The following is a 25584-nucleotide window of genomic DNA, read 5'->3' on the forward strand; positions in this document are numbered from 1 at the left end:
TATAAAACATCAAAACATTGAACTAGGACAAGAAAACAGCGAAGCTGTTTTTTTTAGTAATGAGAAGTTAGATTTTACTATTGAGAATAGGGGATACAGAAAAATAATGAGAAATCTATTATCTCACGTCTATCATCTAATATCTCAATACTCACTACTGCTTTGCTAATTTCGCCCTTACCTTACTAAGGAACTCAGCAGAGATACCAAGATAAGAAGCTATATAATGTTGGGCCACACGTTGCGGCAGGGTAGGGTACATCTCAAGAAACTCAAGGTATTTCTCCATTGCCGTTTTTGAAATGGTATTGAAAAGCCTGTTTTGGGTTACAGAAAGATTGCGCTCAAACAATATCCTAAAGGCTCTTTCGAATCGTGGTGCTCGCTTTAAAAGCTCTTCTTTAGTTTCGGGACTGAAGATCAGGAATTCACAATCTTCCATGGTTTCTATAAAGGTGCGACTGGGTTTGTCTTCATAATGACTAAACGATATATCGCTTACCCAGGCATTTTCTATGGCAAACTGCAGTATTACCTCAAAACCATTGTGGTCAATAAAATATTTACGAACGCAGCCTTTTACCACAAAAGCTTCAAAATTACACACTTCACCTTCATGAAGCATGATGGTTTTTTTAGGTACTTTTCGGTATTCAAGCAGTGAGTTTAATATTTCCAGTTCTTCTTTTGAAAAACTTACGTAGCGGCTTAGACTCTGGTCTATTTGTTCGTACATATCCATAATTGCAAGGCTTTCCAACAAATGTAGGAAAAATAAAAAAAGCGTCCAAAGACGCTTTTAATTATAAAGTGCTTGCTTTTTTCTTATTGTTTAATGAAACCAGCGCAAAAATACCAGAGCTGATAAGTGATATTATTATGCTTAGGGGCAGTATTTCTGCATAAGTATATAAGATTACAAATAGCGGATTCTTATAATTTTCCACAGCCTCCTGCATTTCAGCAGTTTTAGAAGTAATCTCTGCAGCTGAAGCGCCACTGTTTTTGAGTTGTTCTAAAGTATGGGTTGTATATTCCTGCATAAAGTCAGGGTGGAAGTTATATAATACTATAAGCCATACTAATACATATATGGAGGATGCTATTAGCGAAATGTATAAACCTATCAGAAATGCTTTTCCAAAAGATATGAAACCGCCGTTTTGTTTCCGGTATTGGTTGGTAGCTACAAAAATCAGTGAGAACGCCAGGAACATGGATACGAAGCCATATATCATGCCGTTTTCAAAATTTACATTGTCATTGTTTATAGAGATAAGGTAACCCAGGCAAGACACAAATCCTGCTGTAAGTCCGTATATAAGTACAATTTTTTTCATGTTGGTATATTTATAAGTTATTACTCGCCATCATTGGCTTCAAACAATTCGATCTTATTTCCCTCGGGATCCAGGATATGAACGAATTTACCATATTCGTAAGTAGCGATCTCGTCCAGAATTGTTACTCCTTCATTTTTTAATGCTTCTACCAAGGCAGTAATATCATATACGCGATAGTTGATCATAAAATCTTTTGATGATGGCTCAAAGTATTTGGTAATGTCAGGAAAGGGACTCCATAGTGTATACCCTTTTTTTGAAGATTCCGATTGTTGTTCCCATTCAAATTTAGCCCCATAAGGAGAGGTCTCTAAACCAAGGTGGGTTTTATACCACTCATTCATTTTTACGGGGTCTATACATTTAAAGAAAATCCCTCCTATACCTGTAACTCGTTTCATTATTTATGTGTTTTAATTATGAGGCAAAATTCAAAATTGCTCCTGATTTTCAGCTCATACTTTTGGGTGATTTATGCTATAATGCCGTATTTTTTTGCTTTTTCTACGGCTTGTGTGCGTCGTTTAACCTCAAGTTTTTCATATACTTTAGAGGAATGTGTTTTTACGGTATTTAGCGATACAAAAAGTTTTTCGGCGATTTCCTGATTGCTCAGGCCATCGGCCATTAATTGTAATACCTCAAGTTCGCGTTTGCTTATGGCGAGGTTTTCAATTTCAGTTTGGTTAGGGATAAAATCATTTCCTTTAGAAACGTAAATCGCTTTTTCAACGACTATTGTTTCTACTTTGGGTTTAGAAAGTTTCAGTGTAAGCCAGATACCAAGGCCTGTAAAGAGAAGAGCAATGGCTCCTATATATAGATCCTGTTTTTGGGGACTGAATAAAACGAACAGTTCCAGCCCTCGAAGCAGCAAAAGCAGCAACGCAAGGCCGGAACCGTACATTATTATCCATTTGTATTTTATAATTGCCCTGAACATTATTTGCTGTTTAGAGCAAATATAAAAACTATTTTAGTTGCGGGTATGGTTAAGGGACCTATGTTGAGGTTAGTATTTTGAGTATACTATTACATTCCTTAACTTTGAAGTATAATTCACACTTATGAAAATTGTAATATCTCCTGCCAAGTCGCTGGACTTTGAAACCAAACTGCCTACCCGTAAACATACCGATGCTGCTTTTCTGGCTAATGCACAGGAAGTGCAAAATGTACTTAAAGAAAAGTCGCCAAAGGAATTAAGTGAGCTGATGGATATTTCAGATAAATTAGCCGACCTTAACTGGCAACGTAACCAGGACTGGAAACTGCCATTTACTACAAAAAATGCACGTCCGGCCATGTATGCTTTTAATGGAGATGTGTATATAGGACTCGATGCTTATACTTTACCGGCTGCCAAGATCAATAAGATTCAGGATTCATTAAGGATACTTTCAGGATTATATGGATTGCTGAAACCTCTTGACCTTATACAGCCGTATCGTCTCGAAATGGGAACGCAATTGCCGGTAGGAGAGAATAAGAATCTTTATGAGTACTGGAAAAAGGCCATTACCGAAGCTTTAAACAACGAATTAGCTGATGATGAGCTTTTCGTTAATCTTGCCAGTAATGAATATTTTAGTGCAATTGATGTAAAAGCATTGAAAGTTCCGGTTATTACTCCTGAGTTTAAAGATTATAAAGATGGCAAGCTTAAAATGATTAGCTTTTTTGCCAAAAAGGCGAGAGGAATGATGGTGCGTTATATCATTGATAAGAATGTGAAAACCCTGAAAGGATTACAGGGTTTTGATTATGAGGGTTATAAATTTGATCCGAAATTATCCAAGGGGAATACGCTTGTGTTTACCAGATAGTATTGAGAACTTAGATAATGATAGATATTAGATAATAGATTTCATAGTTTGGAATTTGTTATTTGAAAATTAGAATTTGAAAAATGAGGATTGAGGATTTGTTTAAACTTGAAAATACTGAAAGAGAATATAAGCATTCGGTAATTATCAATTTCTATTATGGTTATCAGGAGTTGGATGAATTGCACAATCTGGAGAGTAAACTCAGGATATTACTTTTCGACAAGGGAATAGGCGAGCTTGACGGGCATGAAATTAATATCGATGGCTCAGACGGAACTTTATTTCTTTACGGGAATAATGCCGAGGAGTTATATAAAACGATTGAACCGATATTGTTAAATACTCCATTTATGAAAAAGGCAGAAGTTTACCTTAGGTTTGGAGATATGAGAGATACATCTGCTCCAGAGATTGATTTCATATTGCAATAACGGAGCATTATTATGATAAACGGCGATAAAGAATAATCTATATCGCCGTTTTTTTTTAGTATAAAGAGTTGGAGGTTTAGTAGTTTATTTTTTACTGTAAAGAGATCCGTTTTTGATGCTCTTCTTATTAAGGACACCTTTTTTATAGTGCTGCTCGAGTATTTCTTCTGCTTTCGTAGTAGATATATTTAGTATTTCAGCATATTCTTTTACAGCAAGCGTAGGATAGTAGCTAAAAATACCAAGAGGGTTATCATCACTGATTTTTTTCTTTTTAGCATCCGGATATAGGGCCAATATAACTTTTTCGTATGCATCATACGGCTTAGAGCCATAAACTGTAAGTTGGTTGGTGGTGCCATCAGAAAAGAAAAGGGTTGGAAACCCACGCACCCCCATGCGACGGGCTAACTCCAGGTCTTTTTGAAACAATTCTTTGGCACCGTTATCATAATCAGTCTTCATTTTTGCCGTGTCTAGTCCAGCCTGTTTAGCTGCTGAAACAATGTTTTCCCATTTAGCTATATTTTTTTTGTCGAGATAAAGTCCTTCGCGCAGTATTCGCATAAATCTTATCGCTTTTGTAGGATCCTGCATTTGTGCTGCCTTCATGGCGATACATGATGGATATGAAGAATCAAGCGGATCTTCAAGCCATACATCACCGTCTATAGGCATCTGATAATAATGACTGGCTTCATCCCAATGATGTGCAACATCAGAAGGTTTGCTTATACCGCCGCTGTTATAGCTCCAGTCCGGTAGAAGGCCGCCCATGCGATAATCTATCTCAAAATACTCGCCGTATTCAAGTTTTAGTTTTCGAAGTTGTGGTTCTATACCCCAACAAGATGAACAAATAGGATCGGTGTAGTAAATTATTGTAATTGGTTTAATACCTTTTTTAATAGTACCACCTTCTGCTGATGATGTGGCAGAAGGCATTTCGCATGATCCTGTAACAGGGTCGCACAGTAATGCATTATTTTTAGTATCGCTCATTTTTGAATTGGTTTGTGATTGACAGCTAATAGCGGTTATCAGGAACAACATCAAAAAGGTATACTTTGTTAAAATGTATCTGATTCCTGATTGCATGGTATTAATTCATAATTTTGCTGCAAATTTTAAAACAATTACGACGTAAGTCAATAAGTCAAAAAAATATGACTACCCAAAAAGATACAGATTCAGCTTCAGGATGTCCTGCAGAAGGACTTTTAAAAATGCTTTCAGGAAAATTCAAGCCACAGGTCTTTCGGCTTGCTTTGGATGGGCCGTTGAGGTTTAATACTCTTTTACGCCAGATAGAGGGTGCTAATAAGCAATCGGTTTCTGTTGCGCTTAGGGAACTGGAAGATTTTGGACTTTTAGAAAAAAAGACAATAAACCTAAAACCATTGCACATCGAATATTCTTTAACGGAGAAAGGGGAGTCGTTGGTGCCGGTTTTCAGGCAGCTCGAGCTTTTTCAAAATAACAACCAATAAAAAACGCCGAAGATACTCTTCGGCGTTTCGGTTTTTAGAACAGATGTGTATATAACTAAGTATATTATTTTTTTAATTTAGCCATAAAGTTTTTAAATTCCGGCAGGAATTCAGAAAACAACTCATTCTCTTTGTTTTTAAGCATCACTTCGCTGAACATTTTAAGTCCAATGGCAAATTGTGCCGATTGTTCAGTATCCTGAAAATGATTCTTTTCCTGCAATCTGCTGATGATTGAGAATATCTCGTCGTGATTATCAAACTCAAGCTCGAGGGCGGGGTTTAGGTTTTCTTCTTTCGGACTGAATTTATGTTCCAGTGTGATCTTATAGTGGTTGTATTTCGGATTCATAATGACTGTAAACTATTAAGGCCATGCAAATTCAGAAAGGCCATGTATGTCTTTTTTCTTGTCGGTACCTAAAAGCCTTTTTAAAGCATTCATGATACTCTCTTTATTTTCGATTTCCTGTTTAGAAACCTTATCGTTGTAATTTTTTTCCATTTGATTTGATTTTTTTGATTTTGATTGATGTTTAAAAAGGCCCATCATTACTGACAGGCCTGTATATTCTGTCAACTTGAAACTGTTAACTATTAGTGCATAGCTTCACTCATATCCACTTTGCCTTTGCCTCTTTTTATAAGCAGGATAAACGGAATACATATCAGGAAGAGTATACCCAGGTACAGGAATATATCCATATATGATAATACTGTTGCCTGTTTTATAACAGCTCCTTCCATCGCTTTGTATGCTTTGGCGGTAGCTTCTGTTAAAGAGTATCCTTTAGACATAAAGCCCGCAGTAAGCTGCTGTACTCTTTGCTGCACAGCATAATCGGTTAACTGTTCATGACTTACAAGGGTTACCCTGTGGCTTTGTGTAAAACGTGTAATGAATGTACTGATGATCGCAATACCAAATGAACCGCCTAACTGACGCATCATTCCCGTAAAAGCTGCACCCTCTCCAATACTTTTCCCCTTGAGGGTAGAAAGCGCCATTGTTGTAATAGGTACGAACAGGAGACCAAGTCCCATTCCTCGCATAATAAGTGGCCAGAACATGTGTTCGCTTCCGGTATCCGGTGTCATGATGTTGTACATCCAGAAGGTAAATACAAAGAATATCAGAAACCCTACGGCCACCATATATGTTTGCGGAATACCGCGCTGTATCATCTGCCCGATAATAGGCATCATGAAAGCAGTCATCAACGAACTTGGAATCAGTAGCAGACCGGCATCAAGCGCAGGCCATCCCAATATCTGCTGAGTATAAATTGGTATTACAAATGTGGTTCCGTACAAACCGAATCCCATTATAAAACACAATATAGTCCCTATACGCAGATTGGTATCTTTAAGTACCTGAAGGTTTACTATTGGATGTTCATATACCAATTCCCTCCAGATGAAAGCTACAAGGCTAAATAAGCTGACTACGCTTAGTGCAATTATCAGATGGTCTTCAAACCAGTCGTCCTGTTGTCCGTGCTCCAGTACAAACTGAAGCGATCCGATGAATCCTGCGAGGAATACTATTCCCCACCAGTCTACCTGGTTAGCTTTAAGCTTTTCACCATATTTAGGGCTTTTTACATACATTAAGGTAAACATGGTAGCAATTATACCAAGCGGTATATTGATGTAAAATATGTAAGGCCAACTCCAGTTGTCTACAATCCATCCTCCAAGAGGCGGACCAAGGGTAGGACCTACAATTACACCCATACCGTAGATAGCCTGTGCCATACCACGTTTTTCTGCGGGATAACTTTCGGTAATAATGGTTTGTGCTGTTACAAGCAGCGCTCCACCACCCATACCCTGTATGAACCGGAAAATAACCAGTTCCCAAATGTTAGTCGCATTACCACATAGGAATGACGATACGGTAAATATTATAATTGATGCCGCAAAGTAATTACGTCGTCCAAACTGCTGTGAAAGCCAGCTCGTCATAGGGATTACGATTACGTTTGCAATAGCATAGGCCGTAATAACCCAGGCTACATCGGTTAGCGTGGCACCAAGGCTACCTCGCATTTCGTTAAGTGCAACGTTAACAATGGTTGTGTCTACAATTTCAAGCAGGGCACATAGTACCGCTGTTATCGTAATGATAACCCGCCTGAAGCCGTATTCAACCAAGTCTTCGCTTACAGTTGCTGCTCCTGCCATAATTTTATTTTAAATGTACATCTACTTCTACGTTCATACCCGGGCGAAGCAGTTTTACTTTTTCTTTATCGTTGTTTTGAGTAAGGCTGATTTTTACAGGAAGTCTTTGTACTGTTTTTACGAAGTTACCTGTTGCGTTATCAGGAGGCAATAATGAAAATCTTGCACCGGTAGCAGGAGAGAAGCTTGTAATTTGGCCTTCAAATTCTACATCTGGGTAAGCGTCAGAAACGATCGTTACTTTTTGGCCCTCTTTCATTTTTGTGATTTGCGTTTCTTTAAAGTTGGCTACAACCCACGCATCCTGAGTGTTGATGATGTAAAACAATGCCTGTCCCGGTTGTACCAGTTGTCCCGGCTGAATGTCTATCGTAGAAACCTGTCCATCAATAGCAGCAGTAACTACTGTATAGCTAAGGTTAAGGTTAGCAGCGTCAAGGGCAGCCTGAGCTCTTTTGATATTTGCCGAAGCAACTTCTGTCTGTTTTCCTGTAACAGCCGATCTTGAAACGCTCGCACTTCTTTGAGATTTACTTGCGGCTTCTGCCTGTTGCAATACTTTTAGCTGAGCTTCAGCTTCCTGTTTTGTAGCCTGAGCCTGCTCATACTGTTGTTTAGTTATTGAGTGATTCTTGTAAAGATTCTCGAAACGTACAAAGTCATTGTTAGCTCTCCAAAGTCTTACTTTAGCTGCTTCAATGTTTCCTTTTGATGACTGGATATTCGCATCAGAGACAGATACACCTGCCGAAGCACTGCCAACATCAGCTTTCGCTGCCTCATAACTTCCCTGGGCGGCAATTAAAGCAGCTTTAGCGTCTTCAACTCTTACAGCATAATCTTTATCGTCGATAACGAAAAGTGTGTCGCCTTTTTTAACAAAGTCGTTATCCTTTACATAAACTTTAGTGATATATCCTGTAACACGAGGGATAATAGGGTTCATGTTTTTTTCAATCTGTGCATCATCAGTAGTTTCGTGAGCCAGAGAATGCATGTATTTGTAAGTTCCATACCCGCCACCCAGTACAACAAGGGCAACAAGTATTGTCATGAACTTTTTGTTTGTTTTCTTTTTAGTGCTATTTTCCATGATTGGACTATAATTAATTATTGTTTTGTGTAAGATTAAAAGAATCGGTTAGTTTTCCTGAAGCATTAAGCAGTTCATAGTAACGCTGTGTAATTTCAGCTTTAGAGAACGTTTCATTAATTTTTGCAGTTAGCTGCTCAATATCAGCTTCAAGAAGGTCGTTAGTGTCTACAAGTCCGTTGTCGTATTTGTCTTTAACGATTCTGTAGTTTTCTGTAGATTGTTCTACCGCATCCAGGTATGATTTATTTTGTCTGATGCTCAGGTTGTAGTTTTCAAGCGATTCCTGAACCTGAACTTTCACACGGTCAGTTTGTATTTCCAGCTGTTGTTTTGTTTCAAGGGCACGGCTTTGTGCGGCTTTCACTTTTTTGCCGTTCTTGAATATCCCGGCAAGGTCATAGGATACACCTACGCCAAAATTCATGGCATTCGTGACACGAACTACATTCTGGATATCCATGGCAACATAGCCTGCGGAAAGAGCAACAGAAGGATAGTAATCTCCCTTGGCAATCTTAACGTTTGCTTCTGAGGCTTTTTCCTGCCATCTAAGCGCCTCTAAATCCTTTCGCTGAGCAATTGCCTCACTTTCGCTAATTGAGGGCTTTAAACCGCCTGCATTTTTAAAATAAGCGGCATTGGCAGTGATTTGGGTTCCTTGAGGAAGCTTCAGGAAAGTTACAAGCTGGAAATTAATCTTAGATTCTTTTGCTATGGCATCGTCAAGTGTAGCCTGAATGTTGCTAACTCTTAATTGCGATTTCAAAAAGTCATTTCGGGCAAGTAATCCGTTTTGCTCCATAGCGCTAAAATCTTTTACACGCTGTTCTGCGCTTTTAAGGTTTTCCCTTATCAGGCTGATCGACTCCTGTGCTTTGTAGAGGTTTACATACAGCATAACCGCCTGCATAGCCAGTTGCTCTTTGGTATTGGCAGCATTAAAGGTTTGTGCCTTATAAAGATTTTCTGAAGCATTAATGCTGTTCTGGATTTTGAAGCCAGAGAAAAGAGGCATGCTTGCACTAGCCTGTGCAAACAATATCTGGTTTACATCAGGTGATGTAGATGATGATCCTTCGTTTTCTCCTGAATCGCTGCTGCCTAAAGGTAATCTTAATTTTACGTCCGGGTTGGTAATTCTCATGTATTGCCCCGAAACCTTAAAGTCAGGATACTGACTGTTCTTGGTGTTTTCGTATTCAAATTTCGAAGTAGCCACTTTAGTGTCGGCAAGAGTAGCTTCTGTACTTTTGGTAACTGCCAGGTTAATAGCCTCATCCAGCGAAAGCTGTTTCTTTTCCTGTGCCTCAATGGCAACAGCAAAGAATAAAAGGCTGCATGGCAGTAAATGCTTAATTTTCATTTGCTAAAAGCGCTTTAATGGTTTGTTTAATATGAGCCGTAAGCTCGTTGAGGATGTAATTTTCAAATTCTTCTTCAGTGCGCAGATTCAGTATCTCTTCAAAATACAGCCTGTTCATCTGAAAGTTTATAAGAATTCCCATAATAGTAGGGGTGATAAGAGGGATGTTGACATCTTTTTTGAAAGCTCCTTTTTCCTGGCCTTCAACAATGATCATCCTGAATAATTCAGAATTCTCTTTTTTGATGTCCATAAAGGACTTCATGTCCATAATCCTTTTTTTGTTCGAAAGTTCAAAATGCAGTATCTGGTACATGCATTTGTTCTTATTGATTCGGGAAATGTAAAGATCAATAAGTCGTTCTACTTTTTCAAGAGGAGAGAGGTCGTCACGGTAGATGTTCTCAATCTGCATTTTCATACCTGAGGTGCGATGCACAATGAGTGTCTCAAGCAGCTTTTCTTTAGAACCAAAATAATACGATATCATCGCAATATTTACTTTGGCCTCTTTAGCAATTTGCCTTATAGAGGTACCGTCAAAACCGTCTTCTGCGAAAAGCCTTTCAGCTACCTGCAAAATCTCCAGTTGTTTGTCGTTAAACTCTGTCATTAAATTAAGTGTTGTTTTGCAATGCAAAGTTAAACACTTGTTTAAATTAAACGTTTGTTTAACAGTGTTGTTAACATTTTTTTAACAAAAAACGTTTGCGAAAATCACTATAAATAAATTCTATAGTTTGTATTTATATTATTGTTATTCAGGTTTTTTGGTTTGATTATATAAACTTTTTATTTATGCGTTGATCCAGTTTGCTAAAATTTGTTTGCCGTTAGGTGTTAATACCGATTCAGGATGAAATTGTACGGCTTTTACATTAAGATTACGATGCCTTAACGACATAATGTTTCCGTTTTTATCAACAGAGGTCACTTCTAAAACGCTTGGAAAAGTTGCCAGATCCACACTCCAGGAATGGTATCTTCCTACCTGAATCGTATCCCCCATTCCATTGAAAAGTGGGTCGTTATTTGCAATAATTTTAATGTTGGTAGCTACTCCGTGATGTACCTCTTTAAGGTTGATAAGGCTGCCTCCAAACACCTCGGCTATAGCTTGCTGGCCGAGACAGATTCCCAGGATATCTTTGGAGTCTGCATAGCGTTTTATGATATCTTTTAGCAATCCGGCTTCTTCAGGTATTCCCGGACCGGGAGAGAGTAATATTTTATCATATGCTGCCGGTTCGTCTATATGTATATCGTCATTTCGTAATACAGTGATCTCGCAATCAAGGTCTTCAAGATAGTGTACAAGGTTGTAGGTAAAGCTGTCGTAGTTGTCTATTACTAATATTTTCTTCATGATAGGATATATTGCAGCAAAGGTATGAAACATTTATGGCTGCATTATTTTATTTCAATAATCTACTAAACCAGTAGAGTATTCAAGTTTTTTCTTTATTTTTGCTTGTATAAAATATCAAATAATGAGAACTGTTGCCTTAAATGCTGTTATCTGTATGTGTTGCCTTTTGTGAAAGGGGAGCGTTTGCAGTGGCATAAAATCAGGTTTACAACCTCAATATAACCGCAAAGGCTTCTCGAAAGGGGAGTCTTTTTTTAATTTATAATTCAATGAAACATCCGGTTTATACTGCTAATTATTTAAAATCGGGAGCACTGCCCGACAGGTTGAAAACAGAAGAATGGATCGAAAAATTCTTTAAATGGCTCTTTTGCATAGGGGAAGAATATGCTGATTACAACTATTTTTTAAGACAGGAAAAGGAACTCGATCAGACGCTTTTTCATCTGTTGGAATTGTCGGGATATGAGTATCATGAAATTGATTCATTTATCTCATATTTAAAAGATAATGTTGTGTTACTTCATCAAAAACTTGAAAATGACCTGAAAGCGATTTTTGAGTTTGATCCTGCTGCAAAATCGCGTGCAGAGGTACTTATTTCTTACCCGGGCTTCTTTGCTATAGCCGTTTACAGGCTGGCTCATGAGTTGTGGAAAAATAATGTGCCCTTACTACCCAGAATGTTCAGTGAGTATGTGCACAGCAAAGCGGGTATTGATATTCATCCGGGCGCTCAGATTGGCGAACGTTTCTTTATCGACCACGGTACAGGAATTGTCATTGGTGAAACCTCAGTTATCGGTAACGATGTAAAAATATATCAGGGCGTAACCCTTGGTGCGCTAAGTGTAAGCAAGGCTGAAGCTTCTGTAAAACGCCATCCTACGATAGGGAATAATGTTACTATTTATGCCAATGCGACTATACTTGGCGGTAATACAACTATTGGAGATGGCAGTATAATAGGGGGGAATGTGTGGGTAACCAATTCTGTACCGCCTAATTCAATGGTATATCATAAAAGCGAAGTGAGCATCAAAACAAGGGATGTTTTTCCCGAACCTTTAAATTTTGTAATCTAAAATTCACATATATGAAAGCAAAAAGCATTTTAGAAACTATAGGCAAAACGCCGCATTTACATTTAAGCAGATTGTTTCCGGATCGTAATGTCTGGATCAAACTGGAACGCAATAATCCGGGTAACAGCATTAAGGACAGGATTGCCCTTGCAATGGTCGAGGATGCCGAAGCCAAAGGTGTTCTGAAACCGGATAGTGTTATTATTGAACCTACTTCAGGTAATACTGGAATTGGACTGGCTTTAGTGGCTGCAGTTAAGGGATATAAACTTATCCTTGTTATGCCTGAAAGCATGAGTGTAGAACGCAGGAAACTCATGTCTATTTATGGGGCAGAGTTTGTGCTTACACCTCGTGAAAAAGGGATGAAAGGAGCTATTGAAAGAGCTAATGAGCTAGTTGCTGAAACTCCAAACGGATGGTCGCCAAGCCAGTTTGACAACCAGGCTAATGTGGAGGTACATAAGCGAACCACTGCTCAGGAGATACTTGAAGATTTTTCGGATGGACTCGATTATGTCATTACCGGAGTAGGTACAGGAGGTCATATAACAGGCGTAGCAGCTGTTTTAAAGGAAAAACTACCTAATCTGAAGGTATTTGCTGTTGAGCCTGAATTATCGCCTGTATTAAGCGGAGGAAGCCCGTCGCCACATCCCATTCAGGGTATAGGTGCCGGATTTGTACCTTCAATATACCAAAGCGGTCTTATTGATGGTGTTATTCAGGTAGGAAAAGATGAGGCTTTCGATTTTGCTCGAGATGTAGCAAAGAAAGAAGGTTTGCTTGCGGGTATTTCTACCGGTGCGTCATTAGCAGCGGTGAATAAGAAACTTTCAGAAATCCCTGAGGGAGCGAAGGTTCTTACTTTTAATTATGATACCGGTGAAAGGTATCTTTCTATTGAAGGGCTTTTCTAAGAAGTTACTGAGTACCAAAGTGTCTTAAAAGAAAACACAAAACCCACGCATTGCGTGGGTTTGTTGTTCAATTTAAACTAAGATTAGAATGCAAGATTCACGTTAAGAGTAAACTCATCATAGATAGCTTTGTCTCCTATGCTGTCAAAGAAGCTTTTTGAACCATAAACGATGTCATATTTAGTTCTGTCAACTTTAAGAGTTGTAGTTGCAGAATTTTTACCAACTGTTAGGTCAAAAGTTACAGGTTTAGTAGTTTTCTTGATAGTAAGATCACCAGTTACAGTGTAAACACCAGCAGATTTAGCTTTAACCGATTTGAAAACGATTTTAGCAGTTGGGTATTTATCAGTACCAAAGAAATCGTCAGCTTTAAGGTGTCCTTCAAGTTTTTCTTTACCTTCACCTGCTTTAAGGTCAGTACACTGTATAGAGTTCATGTCTACAGTAATATTACCACCAGTAAGTTTGTCTCCTTTGAATGTAAGAACACCGTCTTTAACGTTGATAGTACCTTCGTGTTTTCCGGTTACTTTTTCACCAACCCAGCTGATTTTACTTTTAGAAGTGTTGATTTTTTTGTCCTGAGCTGTAGCTGTAAGTGTTGTAAGAGCTACTGTTAATGCAATTGCAATCGTTTTTAGATTTTTCATTTTTTTATTATAATTATTTAGGGTTATTAAAATTAAGCTTTTTATTTATATAGTAGCAAAAAGTTCTTCTTTAGATTTTCTAACTTTTTTAAGGTGTTGGTTAGCATCTTCTTCGTGACGGAAACCTACGGCTGCAATAACAGCAGTGTTAAGTCCAAGTTCCTCAAGACCTAAGATTGCATTGAATTCCTGAGCATTGAAACCTTCCATAGCGGTAGTGTCGATTTTAAGGTGAGCTGCAGCGTTTACAAGTGTAGAAAGTGCTATGTACGACTGTTTCATTGTCCACGCATTTTTCTGCTCTTCGGTAAGTGAATTTACATATGAAGATATGTAATCGCTAAAGCCTTTTAAGTTTTCTACAGGAATATCTCTCGTCTGGCTGATGTTGTTCACGTAGTTTTCAACATGTTTGTCGCCAACATTCACTTCATTTGCGAAAATGAAAAGATGAGAGGAATCTGCAATAAGGTTTTGGTTGTTACCACCAGCAGCAGCTTTAAGCTTGTTTTTCATCTCATCAGATTCAACAATAAATACTTTGTAAGGTTGTAAACCTATAGAAGAAACGCTTAGTCTGATAGCTTCTTTAAGGTTTTCAATATCTTCATCAGATACTTTTTTAGTACTGTCGTACTTTTTGGTTGCATAACGCCAGTTAAGGCTTTCTATGTAATTACTCATTGTTTTAGATTTATTATATGGTCCTGTATTTTTCTAACAGGGTATTCAGTTGTTCCAGTTCGGTATGGGTAAGGTTGTTAGCAAACTTTTCCTCGTGTCCCTGTACCAGAGGATCAAGCTCTTTTAACAGCTCAAGTCCTTTTTCAGTAATTAAAATTTCCATCTTCCTGCGGTTCTCTTCACATACTTCACGTGTAACGAGTTTCTTCAGGAGTAATTTGTCGACCAGGCGCGTAGTATTGCTTGTTTTAGCAATCATGCGTTCCTGGATTACACACATATTGGCGGGTTTTCCTTTTTGGCCTCTCAGTATTCGCAGTACGTTAAACTGCTCAGGTGAGAGGTCATATTCTTTCATGGTTTCATTAAAGTTCTCGCCAATTACATTTTGTGTATACATAATATTCATCATAACCTTCTTTGAGGTAGACATTCCCGGTGATTTTATGATGTTTTCTATTTTCATATCAGTAAATACAAAATTTGTATATACAAATGTAGTATGATTTATATTTGTATATACAAATGTTGTGTTAAAATTTTCTTAAAATTATTTTGGTAGACGATTAGGGCTTAATTTTAGTGGGCTAAAAGAAAATACAAAACATGAATAGAGTAAAAATCGGGGTAGGGATAATGCTTTTTTTAGGTGTTATGCTTACTTCCTGCAACAAAAAAACAGAGACTGAAGCCGAAAAAACGTCAGAACCTGTTACTGAATTACAAAAAAACAATGCGCCAACACCCTTAAAAGTATATACTAAAGATGGTGTAAGTGTAAAAGCTTACGATTTTGATAAGCTGGAATACTTCTTAAAACAAAAGAATGATACTACTTATGTAGTGAATTTTTGGGCTACATGGTGCGTTCCGTGTGTGGAAGAGCTTCCGCACTTTGAGAAACTGAATGTGAAATATAAACAGGATAAAGTAAAGGTTATGCTTGTTAGTCTTGATATGTACAAGATGGTTGAAAGCAGGCTCCTGCCTTTTATTAAAGAGAAGCAACTGAAAAGTGATGTGGTTTACCTGCGCGATCCGGATCAGAATACCTGGTTGCCAAAGGTAGATTCAACATGGAGCGGCGCACTTCCGGCTACTCTTATATATAATAAGGACAGGCGTAAATTTTATGAACAGCAGTTCACGTATGAGGAACTCGAAAAAGAAGTAAGCAATTTTAAATAAACTATAAATCTATGAAAACAGTAAAAATTTTAGGAGCCGTTGTACTTGTTGCTTTTTTGGCAGCATTCAATGTTAACTCAGTTGCAGGTTATAAAGTAGGCGATATCGCTACCGATTTCAGCCTTAAGAATGTTGATAATAAAAAGGTGTCTTTAAAAGATATTAAAGATGCTAAAGGATATATAGTAGTGTTTACCTGTAACCACTGCCCGTATGCACAGGCGTACGAAGACCGTATCATTGCGCTGGACAAGAAATATAAAAAGTTAGGATATCCGGTAGTAGCAATCAATCCGAATAACCCTGAGAAACAAAAAGACGACAGTTTCGCTAAAATGCAGGAAAGAGCTAAGGATAAAAAATTCACTTTCCCATACCTGTTAGATGAGGGACAGAAGATCTATCCTCAATATGGTGCTACAAAAACACCTCATGTATATATACTTCAGAAAACTGCTAAAGGAAATGTGGTAAAATATATTGGTGCTATTGATGATAACTATGAAGATGCAGCTGCTGTAAAAGTAAAATATGTAGAAAATGCGGTTGATGCTCTTGTGAAAGGTAAAGAAGTATCTGTAAAAGAGACCAAGGCTATTGGCTGTTCTATAAAAGCATAATACCTTTGTCTAAAAACCAATAATATACAAATGAACATATCACAAGAAGAATGGTGGGAAAAAGCTCAGGCAGACAGCAACGCTGTTATACTTGACGTTCGTACTGAAGACGAGTGGAACCGCGGTATCATACCGGGTGCCATCAACATAGATATCTATAAAGGTCAGGGCTTTATCTATGCAGTTGAAGAACTGGATAAAAGCAAGAACTATTATGTATACTGTGCCGCAGGCGCACGTAGTGCTCAGGCATGTAACATAATGAATCAGCTTGAAATCCCAAATACTTTCAATCTGATAGGTGGGATATCCCAGTGGGATGGCCCGGTCGTAGCACCTGAATAAAACAGAAAAGAGCCTTAGGGCTCTTTTTTTATGCTTAATCCTTAGGATTTCTTATTCTTACCGTTATTGAATCGTACTTTCTCAACAATAGGCTCCTGTTTTTTAGGTTTTGCTTTTTGCGGCGGACCTTTAGGAGCGGGCTTTTTTGCAGCCGGTTTCTTTGGTTTCTCAAAAGAAGGCTGACCCGCAGGCTTCTCTTTTTTGGCAGATGCCACAGCAGCTTTATTTTGTTTCAGTACGTCCTGAACATTTTTAGGTTCTTCTTTAGTACCGCGAAGGTGAATGATAAGTCCGTTCAAAAAGTTGCGTAATACCTGATCGCCACAATCCATATAGTTGGGGTGGTCCGCATTGCGGAAAAAAGCACCAAGTTCAGCTTTGGATATCCTGAAATCTACAAGCTGTAATATCTCAACTATCTGATCATCCCTTAACTGAAGCGCTACACGCAGCTTTTTAAATACATCGTTGTTATTCATCCTTCTTTATTTTAGGCAAAGATAGTGTATAATAGTTGATTTGGTTATTTGTTTAATTCGGTTATTTGTTACAATACAGGTTAATTAAACACAAAGAGCACAATGTGTTTGCAAGAAGTTCACAAAGCTTTGTGTTCGTTGTGATTGCTTAGCGTACTTTGTGGTTCAAATTTCGAATTACCAAATCAATCAAATAACCAAATGTAAGCTTCTGCAAATTCTTTAGCCCACAATGTTTCGTTATGCCTGCCGTTGTGTACAATCTTTTTATGGATATTCTTTTTATTGGTTTTTGTCAGCACAATGTCAAGCATGCGTTCCAGATCGTTTTGCATATTCTCGCTTTCGTGGTCTCCAGCCATAAAGTAAAGCTTCGCATTGATATGTTCAGCTTTGATGGCAAGATCGAAAATATCATCGTTAAACCAGAATGATGGCGAAAAGATACCTGCTTTTCCGAATGTTTTAGGGTATTTAAGTACGCCATAGAAAGACACCAATCCACCAAGTGAACTGCCAAAAATAGCTGTATGTTCTTTATCCGTTTTGGTGCGGTAATGAGCATCTACGTAAGGTTTTAAAGTATTTACCAGGAAATCGAGGTAAGCATCTGCATTTCCGCCTCCATATTTTTCGTTAGGGTGGGGAGTAAGTTCTTCAATACGTTTGTCACCACCATGTTCTATACCAATTACTATGGTTTTAGCATGCAGGCTGTCGAGTTGCTCATCAATGCGCCATTCTCCGGAAAAAGAAGTTGCCTTGTCAAACAGGTTCTGTCCGTCATGCATGTACATTACGGGATATTTGTGATTAGTTTCTTTATAATCTTCGGGCAGGTATACCCATATCTTCCTGTCAGTTTTCAGTTGTGGGGAATGTATGGTAAACCATGATACATTTGGCGAATAGGTATGTTCCTGAGCTTTTATATTCATAGAAGTAAGGTACAATAAAACGAATAAAAAATTGAGCTTCATTAGTTTGATTTTAACAGGTAAAAGAATAAATTAGCTAAAATTACCTATTCCGATGAATACTTACGAAGAAAAACTTAGCCTACTTACCGAAATGATTGCTTTTGCAAAAATTGACGGACAAATACATGACCGCGAATTCAGGTTTCTTGCCGTGGTGGCACAGCAGTTAAAGGTTGAACCTGAAATATTTGAAAGTCTTTTCAATCAGCCGGCTGAGAAAGTTGTCATGAAGTCAGAGCATCAGCGCATTCTTCAGTTTTACAGGCTGGCATTACTAATGCAGGCCGACGGTGTACTGCATGACAATGAACAGGTTGCCATCCGTGAAATGGGTATCAATATGGGATTGAGCCCGTTTGCTATGAAAAGCGTATTGGTAGAAATGCAACGTTCTCCAACCGGGATGATCGATCCTGATATGCTTTTGGCACTGTTCAGGGCTCAACAGAATTAGTCTTTTGCCTTATGCACTACTCTTTGCGGGAAAGGTATTTCTACATTATTGCTTCTGAATTTTTCAAGGATAAGGTACGTACATCGCTCTTTGCTTTTTCAACCCTGAAAACATCTTCTACCCAAAAATATACTGTAAATACCAGCGCAGAATCGGCAAACTCATTAAGCCTCACAAAAGGTTCAGGCTTTTTTAATGCCATGGGTTCTTCAGCAACTGCTTCTAAAAGAAGTTTGGTAACCAAATCGACATCCGAACTATAATCCACCCCAACTTCGACGTGAAATCTGGAAGCCAGTTCATTATGGGTCCAGTTTATTACCTCATGACGGGTCAGATCGGTATTGGGTAATATTATGTATTTATCTTCGCGTGTACGGATTGTTGTTGTCCTTAATTTAATTTCCTCAACAGTACCTACTATGTTATTGATTTCAATGACATCGCCAATTTTGAGTGACGAGTCGATAAGGATTATAATTCCCGAGATGTAATCACTGAAAAGGTTTTGGATACCAAGCCCTAAACCAACTAATAAGGCAGCAGAACCTGCTAATAGTATGGAAAGGTTAAAGCCTATGATTTCCAGTGATATTACAATAGCAATAACAAGTACTACGTATTTAATCAGTGCAAAAATGGAATATTTTTTACCCTGATTAAAACTCTTAATACTATAGATACTTTTTTCTAAAAGCTTAAGGCCATACATTACGGCAATCCAAAAGGCTATTAGCAATAGTATAGAGCTAACGGTTAACTGGGTTTTACCAACAGTTAATAGGGTACTACTTAAAAACTCTTTAATATTTTCCCACATAATCAGTTGTTTTTAGTTGGTTATTGATCTTTATGCTCCTGAGAAAAATTGATATTAAAACCTCCCGGTTTATAATCCTTATTAAGATAATCTGAAGGGATGGTAGTAGTATTTCCATCTCTTGCAGCTCTGTAGTGTGGCGACATGATCTCTATGCCTGCCTCGTTAAAAGTATCCTGTATATTACGGTGCAGGTCGGAATAAATGGCCGACTGATGATTGGCGTCTCTGGTGTACCCATTGACCTGATACGACACATAAAAATCGTCAAGGCTAGTTTGCAGTACGAAAGGTTTAGGTTCTTTTAGCAGGCGTTCTGTCCTGTCTACTGCATCGAGTAATGCTTTTTCGACATCTTTGTAAGGTACATCATAACCTATGGTCACCGTGGTGTATAGTATGAGTCCCCTGTCTGGGGTATCACTGGTGTAATTTATGGTATGGCTGTTCATGATCGTAGAATTCGGAATTGAGATGATCTCATTTTTAGGTGTACGAATTCGGGTTACAAGCATTGATTTTTCGATAATATCTCCTGTTATATCACCTATTTTAACCCTGTCGCCGATTTTGAAAAGCCTCATATAAGTTAGCACAATGCCGGCAATAATATTTGACAACGACCCCATAGACCCGAAAGTGAACAGAAAACCTAAAAAGACCGATACGCCTTTAAAAATATCAGAGTCGCTGCCCGGCAGGTAAGGGAAGATCAAAACCAGTAAAAATGCAAGTATCAGTACTCTCAATATCTGGTAAGTAGGATTGGCCCAGTCAGGATAAAAGCCATCGATGTTCAGTTTTCCATACCTGATTTCTTCCTTAAGGAAGTTCAGGAACTTAAGCACATAATGGAAAATGACTACCAATACAATTATAGTGACAAGGTTAGGCATGTAGTTCCAAACCCCGAAAGCAACTTTCTTTACAGGAGTAAGGACATAGCTAAAGAGTTTTTCGGCAAAATCCTGTGTCCATGGAAAAATACCAAACAATATAGGTAGCGCTATATATATGAGTATTATAATAAATATCCATTTAGTAATGCTGTTGAAGAAAAGCAATACCCTTACCTGACGCTCAGGATTCAGGAAGTCGTAATTCTTAAAGCGGATACCATTAAGCCATTTGCCTTTTTGCTGATCAATTTTAAGAGCAGTCCAACGGAAGAGCTTGTTAGAAAAGTAAATGAATAGTACGAGCAACACGATAACAAAACCTGCCCATGCAATCTCGGTAGCCAGGGTTTTAAAGCTGGTCTCATGCCTATAGCGCGTTATTTCGTCGGATATGATTTTTTTAAAGGTCTTAGCCAACTCATGTCTCGAACTGTCGTTCCATATAGCATCGGTTTCAGATATGCTGGTGATAATGATGTCATTGTAAACCACATCAACCGTATTGTCAGTTTCGGCTATTTTCAGAGAGTCGGTATGGAATAGGTAATTGTCGCCCAATACCTCAATGCGCTTGGTTACCGCTTCAGCTCTTTCTCTTGCCGAAAAGCTTCCCTGATTAGCATAAATAGTGAAAAGTGTATCATTAAAGAAACCGGTAACAGGATAGCCTTTTACTTTAGAACGTAAAGCATCGATTTGTTTTTTCTTTTCGGCATGACGTTCCTTTTCACGATCGTTAAGTTCGGTGAGTTTTTTTAAAAGTTCCTCTTTTTTAAGGTTGTCGGTAGTTTTAAGCGAGCTTAATTGTTTTTCCAGTTCGATGCGTTCCAGTGAATCCTGTACACGTTCCTGCTCTATAACCGCAAGTTTGGTGTTGTACTCCGCAAGTTTGATTGTGGTAAGTGAATCTTTTTTTTGTGGAATAGTATCATTTTGCTGGGCAAAAGAAACCTTTGAACAGCAAAGCAGGAGCAAAGCGAACAGGTAAAAGTGTTTCATACCGGTATGTGTTGGTTATGGTTCCTATAAATATAGAAAAAAAAACAATCGGTAGCGTTAGAGGTATTGATTTAGTGGCGTTTGTAAGTTTGTTTTTGAGCTTCGGAGAAGCTATTATATGGATAATACCGCTTGAGCTTCTTCCATAGTGCTAACAAAGTTTATCCGGCCCTGTTTATTGCTTTCATAAATGAAATCCTTCAGACTTTTACTTTCGTATTTTGAAAAGTCGCCTATGATAGCCAGTCTGCCATTATAGGTAGAGAACTTTTGCAGTATATCACCCGCCAGTTTGGTCTTCAGGTCAAAGAAAGCAGGAGGGAGGTTGTACTCATATAGTATAATGCTGTCCGAATCCTGGTAAAGACAGTTCATCAACAACTCGGCGGCATCTTCCGCATTATCAAATATGATATCCTGCGATAGTATAACAGCTATCTTTTTAGTTGGGGTTTGGTGGAAGGTGAACTGCATTTTTAGTTGTTTTTCAAATGATTTACTATTGCCTGTATGCCTTCCCTTGTCCCTTTATAATATAGTCCTTCTTTAAATTTTGGTATGAAAACAGTATCAATAATCTGTTTAGTTTCATCATCTGTTATTTTGGTTTCAGGTCCAACGCTATTCTGAATTCTAATCTTTCTCAACCCTTTTGAAACCCCTATGATAATACCATTGATCCCCCACTTATTAGCTATTTCTAGGGTAAGGCTATCAAATTGCTCTGCAGTGATTGATTTTTTATCAATTGTAACTATAACAATTTGAACATCAGTTTGCTTGTAATAGATTTTTATTAGGTTATTAAGCATAATTTCTTCCTGATCGGTAAATAAGTTCTCAAAGTCAACAACCGAAGTAGCAGGCTTAGGGAATTGATCTAAAATATCCTGAGAGAAAGCAGATTGAATAAATAAAACTGAAACTAAAAGGAATAATGCTTTTTTCATGGATGTTTACAATATATAGCTAATGCTTTAACCAACAGGTTTATTTGTAATTACTTAAATGCTTCGTGTTGACTTCTCCAAAACAACCTATTCCATTCTCGTTTGATGATACCCAATATTTTGTAGAATCTTCAAAACTTCTTAAGAGTTTTACATGATTGATCTTTGAGCCATTTTTTATGACAAGATTTATTTCTGTTGCGCCAGTATTTCTTCTGCTGCTGGTTTTAGATATATCTTGAATGTCTTTGAGAAGTGAATCATTAGTGATTTCAATTCCATTTATGTATAATAGTGACTTGGATATTGATAATTCATTTGAAATTTTTTCTCGTTCCATTTTATTTATGGTGAACTTTAATGTAAATATCATTAAAAAGGAAATTATCACTAGAGGCAATGCATATTTGTTAATGCGATATTTTATAAATTCATTGAAGAAATTATTGGGCTGTGATATCTTAACTGCAGCCGCCATTACAAATACGACTAAAAATGAGATAATACCAATCACAAGAAAAAATGAAATGACTGTGGATAATATTTGTTCCATGCTTACACTTTCTCCTGTAACACTTTAATCTCATCCCTAAGCTTTGCAGCCTGCATAAAGTCCAGTTCTTTGGCAGCTTTTTCCATGGCTTTGCGTTTCTCACGGATAATCTTCTCAATATCGCCTTTCGCCATATAAGTAGTATCGGGTTCAGCGGCAATTTTAGGAGCGTGCTCAATTTTATAAGCTTCGCTGCGTCCAAGGGTGCTGTTCTCGATCTTCTTATTCAGTGCCATAGGCACTTTGTTGTGGGCTACGTTATAGTTATGCTGCTTCTCGCGTTTGTAGTTGGTTTCGTCAATAGTGCGTTGCATACTGTCGGTAATCTTATCGGCATACATAATGGCTTTACCATTTACGTTACGTGCGGCACGCCCTACGGTCTGTGTCAGCGAGCGGTTACTTCTCAAAAAGCCTTCTTTATCAGCATCTAGTATCGCAACAAGCGAAACCTCCGGTAAGTCAAGTCCTTCCCTTAAAAGGTTCACTCCAATAAGTACGTCAAACAAACCTTTACGTAAATCCTGCATGATCTCTACACGTTCCAGTGTATCTACCTCCGAGTGGATGTAGCGGCATCGGATGGATACTTTGGTCAGGTATTTGGCAAGCTCTTCTGCCATACGTTTGGTCAGGGTGGTTACAAGCGTACGTTCGTCAAGTTCTACACGCTGCTGTATCTCGTCAATAAGATCGTCTATCTGGTTCAGGCTTGGGCGTACCTCAATAATAGGGTCTAACAGCCCTGTCGGCCTGATGATCTGCTCTACGTATACACCGCCTGATTTCTGTAACTCATAGTCGGCAGGGGTAGCACTTACGTATACCACCTGGTTCTGCATCGCTTCGAACTCCTCAAACTTCAACGGACGATTATCCATCGCAGCCGGCAATCGGAAACCAAATTCCACAAGGTTTTCCTTACGGCTGCGGTCACCACCATACATGGCGTGTACCTGCGAAACCGTAACGTGGCTTTCGTCAATAACCATAAGGTAGTCATTAGGGAAATAATCCAGCAAACAGAACGGACGCGTACCCGGAAGCCTGCGGTCAAGGTAGCGTGAGTAGTTCTCAATACCCGAGCAGTAGCCCAGTTCGCGAATCATTTCAAGGTCAAAGTTGGTACGTTCTTCAAGGCGTTTAGCCTCAAGGTGTTTGCCTATTTCTTTAAAGTAGTCTACCTGTTTTACAAGGTCCTGCTGTATGTCCCAAATGGCACTTTGAAGCACATCGGGACTCGTAACGAACATATTGGCTGGGTAAATATTCAGCCTGTCGTAACGTTCTATAACTTTAGAAGTAGCTTTGTCAAAAGCTTCAATTTCTTCAATCTCATCACCAAAGAAGTGAATTCGGAACGGTTCATCGCCATAACTCGGGAAAACCTCTACCGTGTCGCCCTTTATCCTGAAGTTACCGGGGCCAAAATCGGCTTCGGTACGTGAATAAAGGCTTTGTACCAGACGGTGCAGTAATTTGGTACGCGAAATAGTTTCGCCACGCTCTATGGAAACCACGTTTTTCTGGAACTCTACCGGGTTACCAATACCATAAAGACAGGAAACCGAAGCGACAACAATAATATCACGTCTGCCCGAAAGAAGTGAAGAAGTGGTACTAAGGCGCATCTTTTCCAGTTCTTCATTAATGGAAAGGTCTTTTTCTATGTAGGTTCCCGTTACGGGTATATAGGCTTCGGGCTGGTAGTAGTCGTAGTACGATACGAAATACTCCACCGCATTATTAGGGAAAAACTGTTTGAATTCGCTGTATAGCTGTGCTGCCAGCGTTTTGTTGTGCGCCAGTACGAGTGTTGGTTTCTGTACTTCCTGGATAACATTGGCCATGGTAAATGTCTTACCCGATCCCGTAACCCCAAGCAGTGTCTGGAAACGTTCTCCTGCTTCAATTCCCGCACTAAGCTCTTTGATAGCCTGTGGCTGATCACCTGTGGGTTTATATTCCGATACTACATTGAATCTCATTCTGTTTGGCTTTTTTACAAAGATAGCAATTATAGTATTCAGTAGCCAGTAGCAGTTGGCAGTTTTGGGAGAGGTTTAATAGTGGAAAGAGATTCTTTACTCCGCTTTGCTGCGTTCAGAATGACAATCATGAAACCAAAAACTCTAAACCCGAAACGCCCGCAGGGCTAATCGAAACATTCCATCATCAGCAGGTCGCCTTCTTTGTGTTCTATGGTAACAATGCCGTCTTTAAGAGGTTCGTTGCTGCTGCTCGTGCGATAACCAATGTTTAGCTCATAATCGGTCATTTCATATTTAAGGTTATTGGTAGTTACCCCGCTAACCTTTCCTACGGGAATTATGGATAAGGGAGTACCTGCAGGATACCATTTCTCAAACTTTTGTGGTAAAAGAAATACTTTTGAATGATCATCCAGAATAACGATCTTTAGTTTATTACGGAAACGTACTATATTAGTAATGTTAGATATGGTATGGTCGGCACGGCGGCCTGTCGCCCATATTACGTTTACAGCCGGAAAACCGCGGCCTATAAGGTAATCAAAAGCTTTTTCGAGGTCGGTTTTATCCTGATCCGGAGTATGCACTATTTCCAGAGGAAACTGTTTCTCGCGATAATATTCCGGGTCAAAACCACGATCAAAGTCGCCCAAAAGGACATCGACCTTAATGCCGAGTTCCATCACACGCGGCATAGCACTATCAAGTACAATAACAAGGGGAGACCATTCCAGTAATTGCCCCATAAGTTCGGTGCTGCATTCAGCCCCGTTGGCAATAATCAAAGCAGGTTCCTGGTCGTCGCGTACTATGTGGTGTGATGACATATATAAGTCGAAAGTTTTAAAGTCGTAAA

General features: G+C 38.7%; 33 protein-coding genes. 9 read left to right on the top strand and 24 right to left on the bottom strand.

Annotation, left to right across the window (positions count from 1 at the left end; all coding sequences use genetic code 11):
- Positions 1 to 154 precede the first annotated feature (154 nt).
- From DEU42_RS04040 to DEU42_RS04055, 4 genes are all read right to left on the bottom strand, one after another.
- A complete protein-coding gene (locus DEU42_RS04040) occupies positions 155 to 742 on the bottom strand; it encodes a Crp/Fnr family transcriptional regulator (RefSeq protein ID WP_199509048.1) in 588 nt (195 codons plus the stop codon).
- A gap of 61 nt (positions 743 to 803) precedes the next feature.
- A complete protein-coding gene (locus DEU42_RS04045; protein ID WP_114757008.1) occupies positions 804 to 1340 on the bottom strand; it encodes a DUF4199 domain-containing protein in 537 nt (178 codons plus the stop codon).
- 20 nt (positions 1341 to 1360) lie between these two features.
- Positions 1361 to 1744, bottom strand: coding sequence for a VOC family protein (locus DEU42_RS04050; protein WP_114757009.1), 384 nt, complete (start codon positions 1742 to 1744; stop codon positions 1361 to 1363).
- Positions 1745 to 1815: 71 nt separating this feature from the next.
- On the bottom strand, positions 1816 to 2286 hold the full coding sequence (locus tag DEU42_RS04055; RefSeq protein ID WP_114757010.1) for a response regulator transcription factor: 471 nt from the start codon (positions 2284 to 2286) through the stop codon (positions 1816 to 1818).
- A 124-nt stretch (positions 2287 to 2410) separates the two neighbouring features.
- On the opposite strand from DEU42_RS04055, the gene yaaA reads away from it, so the two are divergent.
- Both yaaA and DEU42_RS04065 read left to right on the top strand, forming a co-directional pair.
- Complete coding sequence (gene yaaA, locus DEU42_RS04060; RefSeq protein WP_114757011.1) at positions 2411 to 3169, top strand: peroxide stress protein YaaA; 759 nt, start codon at positions 2411 to 2413, stop codon at positions 3167 to 3169.
- 83 nt (positions 3170 to 3252) lie between these two features.
- Complete coding sequence (locus DEU42_RS04065) at positions 3253 to 3603, top strand: hypothetical protein (RefSeq protein ID WP_114757012.1); 351 nt, start codon at positions 3253 to 3255, stop codon at positions 3601 to 3603.
- An 84-nt stretch (positions 3604 to 3687) separates the two neighbouring features.
- Here the strand turns inward: DEU42_RS04065 and DEU42_RS04070 are convergent, their stop codons facing one another.
- The gene (locus DEU42_RS04070; protein WP_114757300.1) at positions 3688 to 4605 is read right to left on the bottom strand and encodes a DsbA family protein; all 918 of its coding nucleotides are present in this window, start codon (positions 4603 to 4605) and stop codon (positions 3688 to 3690) included.
- Between the two features lie 164 nt (positions 4606 to 4769).
- Between DEU42_RS04070 and DEU42_RS04075 the strand changes: the two genes are divergently transcribed.
- Positions 4770 to 5093: a winged helix-turn-helix transcriptional regulator gene (locus DEU42_RS04075; protein ID WP_114757013.1), complete on the top strand. Its 324-nt coding sequence runs from the start codon at positions 4770 to 4772 to the stop codon at positions 5091 to 5093.
- A gap of 64 nt (positions 5094 to 5157) precedes the next feature.
- Here the strand turns inward: DEU42_RS04075 and DEU42_RS04080 are convergent, their stop codons facing one another.
- The 7 genes from DEU42_RS04080 to DEU42_RS04105 form a co-directional block, all read right to left on the bottom strand.
- On the bottom strand, positions 5158 to 5445 hold the full coding sequence (locus DEU42_RS04080; protein ID WP_114757014.1) for a DUF3861 domain-containing protein: 288 nt from the start codon (positions 5443 to 5445) through the stop codon (positions 5158 to 5160).
- A gap of 15 nt (positions 5446 to 5460) precedes the next feature.
- Positions 5461 to 5598, bottom strand: coding sequence for a hypothetical protein (locus DEU42_RS17435; RefSeq protein ID WP_158537851.1), 138 nt, complete (start codon positions 5596 to 5598; stop codon positions 5461 to 5463).
- A gap of 92 nt (positions 5599 to 5690) precedes the next feature.
- A complete protein-coding gene (locus tag DEU42_RS04085) occupies positions 5691 to 7280 on the bottom strand; it encodes an MDR family MFS transporter (RefSeq protein WP_114757015.1) in 1590 nt (529 codons plus the stop codon).
- A 4-nt stretch (positions 7281 to 7284) separates the two neighbouring features.
- The gene (locus DEU42_RS04090; protein ID WP_114757016.1) at positions 7285 to 8373 is read right to left on the bottom strand and encodes an HlyD family secretion protein; all 1089 of its coding nucleotides are present in this window, start codon (positions 8371 to 8373) and stop codon (positions 7285 to 7287) included.
- Positions 8374 to 8386: 13 nt separating this feature from the next.
- Complete coding sequence (locus DEU42_RS04095; protein WP_114757017.1) at positions 8387 to 9739, bottom strand: TolC family protein; 1353 nt, start codon at positions 9737 to 9739, stop codon at positions 8387 to 8389.
- Positions 9729 to 10352, bottom strand: coding sequence for a TetR family transcriptional regulator (locus DEU42_RS04100; RefSeq protein WP_114757018.1), 624 nt, complete (start codon positions 10350 to 10352; stop codon positions 9729 to 9731). Before DEU42_RS04100 ends, DEU42_RS04095 begins: the two co-directional genes overlap by 11 nt.
- A gap of 183 nt (positions 10353 to 10535) precedes the next feature.
- Positions 10536 to 11105, bottom strand: a complete 570-nt coding sequence (locus tag DEU42_RS04105; protein ID WP_114757019.1) for an anthranilate synthase component II — start codon at positions 11103 to 11105, stop codon at positions 10536 to 10538.
- Between the two features lie 272 nt (positions 11106 to 11377).
- Here DEU42_RS04105 and epsC point away from each other — a divergent pair, with 272 nt between their 5' ends.
- Positions 11378 to 12193: a serine O-acetyltransferase EpsC gene (gene epsC, locus DEU42_RS04110; protein ID WP_114757020.1), complete on the top strand. Its 816-nt coding sequence runs from the start codon at positions 11378 to 11380 to the stop codon at positions 12191 to 12193.
- A gap of 11 nt (positions 12194 to 12204) precedes the next feature.
- Positions 12205 to 13113 carry a cysteine synthase A gene (cysK, locus tag DEU42_RS04115; RefSeq protein WP_114757021.1) on the top strand — a complete coding sequence of 303 codons (909 nt, stop codon included), beginning with the start codon at positions 12205 to 12207 and terminating at the stop codon, positions 13111 to 13113.
- Between the two features lie 83 nt (positions 13114 to 13196).
- On the opposite strand, the gene DEU42_RS04120 is transcribed toward cysK, so the two are convergent.
- Genes DEU42_RS04120 through DEU42_RS04130 form a run of 3 tightly spaced genes read right to left on the bottom strand, consistent with a single transcriptional unit; the run spans position 13197 to position 14916 of the window.
- Positions 13197 to 13766 carry a YceI family protein gene (locus DEU42_RS04120; protein ID WP_114757022.1) on the bottom strand — a complete coding sequence of 190 codons (570 nt, stop codon included), beginning with the start codon at positions 13764 to 13766 and terminating at the stop codon, positions 13197 to 13199.
- A 45-nt stretch (positions 13767 to 13811) separates the two neighbouring features.
- Positions 13812 to 14450, bottom strand: a complete 639-nt coding sequence (locus DEU42_RS04125; protein ID WP_114757023.1) for an NAD(P)H-dependent oxidoreductase — start codon at positions 14448 to 14450, stop codon at positions 13812 to 13814.
- A gap of 13 nt (positions 14451 to 14463) precedes the next feature.
- On the bottom strand, positions 14464 to 14916 hold the full coding sequence (locus DEU42_RS04130; RefSeq protein WP_114757024.1) for a MarR family winged helix-turn-helix transcriptional regulator: 453 nt from the start codon (positions 14914 to 14916) through the stop codon (positions 14464 to 14466).
- 140 nt (positions 14917 to 15056) lie between these two features.
- On the opposite strand from DEU42_RS04130, the gene DEU42_RS04135 reads away from it, so the two are divergent.
- From DEU42_RS04135 to DEU42_RS04145, 3 genes are read left to right on the top strand one after another with little or no spacing between them, the layout of a single operon-like run.
- Positions 15057 to 15638, top strand: a complete 582-nt coding sequence (locus tag DEU42_RS04135; protein ID WP_114757025.1) for a redoxin domain-containing protein — start codon at positions 15057 to 15059, stop codon at positions 15636 to 15638.
- A gap of 11 nt (positions 15639 to 15649) precedes the next feature.
- Entirely contained in the window at positions 15650 to 16258 is a 609-nt protein-coding gene (locus tag DEU42_RS04140) for a thioredoxin family protein (RefSeq protein WP_114757026.1), read from the top strand.
- Between the two features lie 30 nt (positions 16259 to 16288).
- Positions 16289 to 16603, top strand: coding sequence for a rhodanese-like domain-containing protein (locus DEU42_RS04145; protein ID WP_114757027.1), 315 nt, complete (start codon positions 16289 to 16291; stop codon positions 16601 to 16603).
- 41 nt (positions 16604 to 16644) lie between these two features.
- On the opposite strand, the gene DEU42_RS04150 is transcribed toward DEU42_RS04145, so the two are convergent.
- Positions 16645 to 17082 (bottom strand): DUF1456 family protein, encoded by a 438-nt coding sequence (locus tag DEU42_RS04150; RefSeq protein ID WP_114757028.1) that lies wholly within the window; start codon positions 17080 to 17082, stop codon positions 16645 to 16647.
- 185 nt (positions 17083 to 17267) lie between these two features.
- The gene (locus DEU42_RS04155) at positions 17268 to 18062 is read right to left on the bottom strand and encodes an alpha/beta hydrolase (protein ID WP_114757029.1); all 795 of its coding nucleotides are present in this window, start codon (positions 18060 to 18062) and stop codon (positions 17268 to 17270) included.
- Positions 18063 to 18114: 52 nt separating this feature from the next.
- Between DEU42_RS04155 and DEU42_RS04160 the strand changes: the two genes are divergently transcribed.
- Positions 18115 to 18516 carry an excinuclease ABC subunit B gene (locus DEU42_RS04160; protein WP_114757030.1) on the top strand — a complete coding sequence of 134 codons (402 nt, stop codon included), beginning with the start codon at positions 18115 to 18117 and terminating at the stop codon, positions 18514 to 18516.
- A 40-nt stretch (positions 18517 to 18556) separates the two neighbouring features.
- On the opposite strand, the gene DEU42_RS04165 is transcribed toward DEU42_RS04160, so the two are convergent.
- The 7 genes from DEU42_RS04165 to DEU42_RS04195 all read right to left on the bottom strand — a co-directional run bounded on the left by DEU42_RS04165 (position 18557) and on the right by DEU42_RS04195 (position 25555).
- Positions 18557 to 19336, bottom strand: a complete 780-nt coding sequence (locus tag DEU42_RS04165) for a mechanosensitive ion channel family protein (protein WP_199509049.1) — start codon at positions 19334 to 19336, stop codon at positions 18557 to 18559.
- A 20-nt stretch (positions 19337 to 19356) separates the two neighbouring features.
- Positions 19357 to 21234: a mechanosensitive ion channel family protein gene (locus DEU42_RS04170; protein WP_114757031.1), complete on the bottom strand. Its 1878-nt coding sequence runs from the start codon at positions 21232 to 21234 to the stop codon at positions 19357 to 19359.
- 114 nt (positions 21235 to 21348) lie between these two features.
- Positions 21349 to 21708: a DUF4180 domain-containing protein gene (locus DEU42_RS04175; RefSeq protein ID WP_114757032.1), complete on the bottom strand. Its 360-nt coding sequence runs from the start codon at positions 21706 to 21708 to the stop codon at positions 21349 to 21351.
- A gap of 2 nt (positions 21709 to 21710) precedes the next feature.
- The gene (locus DEU42_RS04180) at positions 21711 to 22184 is read right to left on the bottom strand and encodes a TPM domain-containing protein (RefSeq protein ID WP_114757033.1); all 474 of its coding nucleotides are present in this window, start codon (positions 22182 to 22184) and stop codon (positions 21711 to 21713) included.
- 40 nt (positions 22185 to 22224) lie between these two features.
- The gene (locus DEU42_RS04185; RefSeq protein WP_147278058.1) at positions 22225 to 22737 is read right to left on the bottom strand and encodes a hypothetical protein; all 513 of its coding nucleotides are present in this window, start codon (positions 22735 to 22737) and stop codon (positions 22225 to 22227) included.
- 2 nt (positions 22738 to 22739) lie between these two features.
- Positions 22740 to 24725, bottom strand: coding sequence for an excinuclease ABC subunit UvrB (uvrB, locus tag DEU42_RS04190; protein WP_114757035.1), 1986 nt, complete (start codon positions 24723 to 24725; stop codon positions 22740 to 22742).
- Positions 24726 to 24892: 167 nt separating this feature from the next.
- Entirely contained in the window at positions 24893 to 25555 is a 663-nt protein-coding gene (locus tag DEU42_RS04195) for a thiamine diphosphokinase (RefSeq protein WP_114757036.1), read from the bottom strand.
- Between the last annotated feature and the right edge of the window lie 29 nt (positions 25556 to 25584).

This window comes from Flavobacterium sp. AG291, assembly GCF_003350375.1.
GTDB lineage: Bacteria > Bacteroidota > Bacteroidia > Flavobacteriales > Flavobacteriaceae > Flavobacterium > Flavobacterium suzhouense.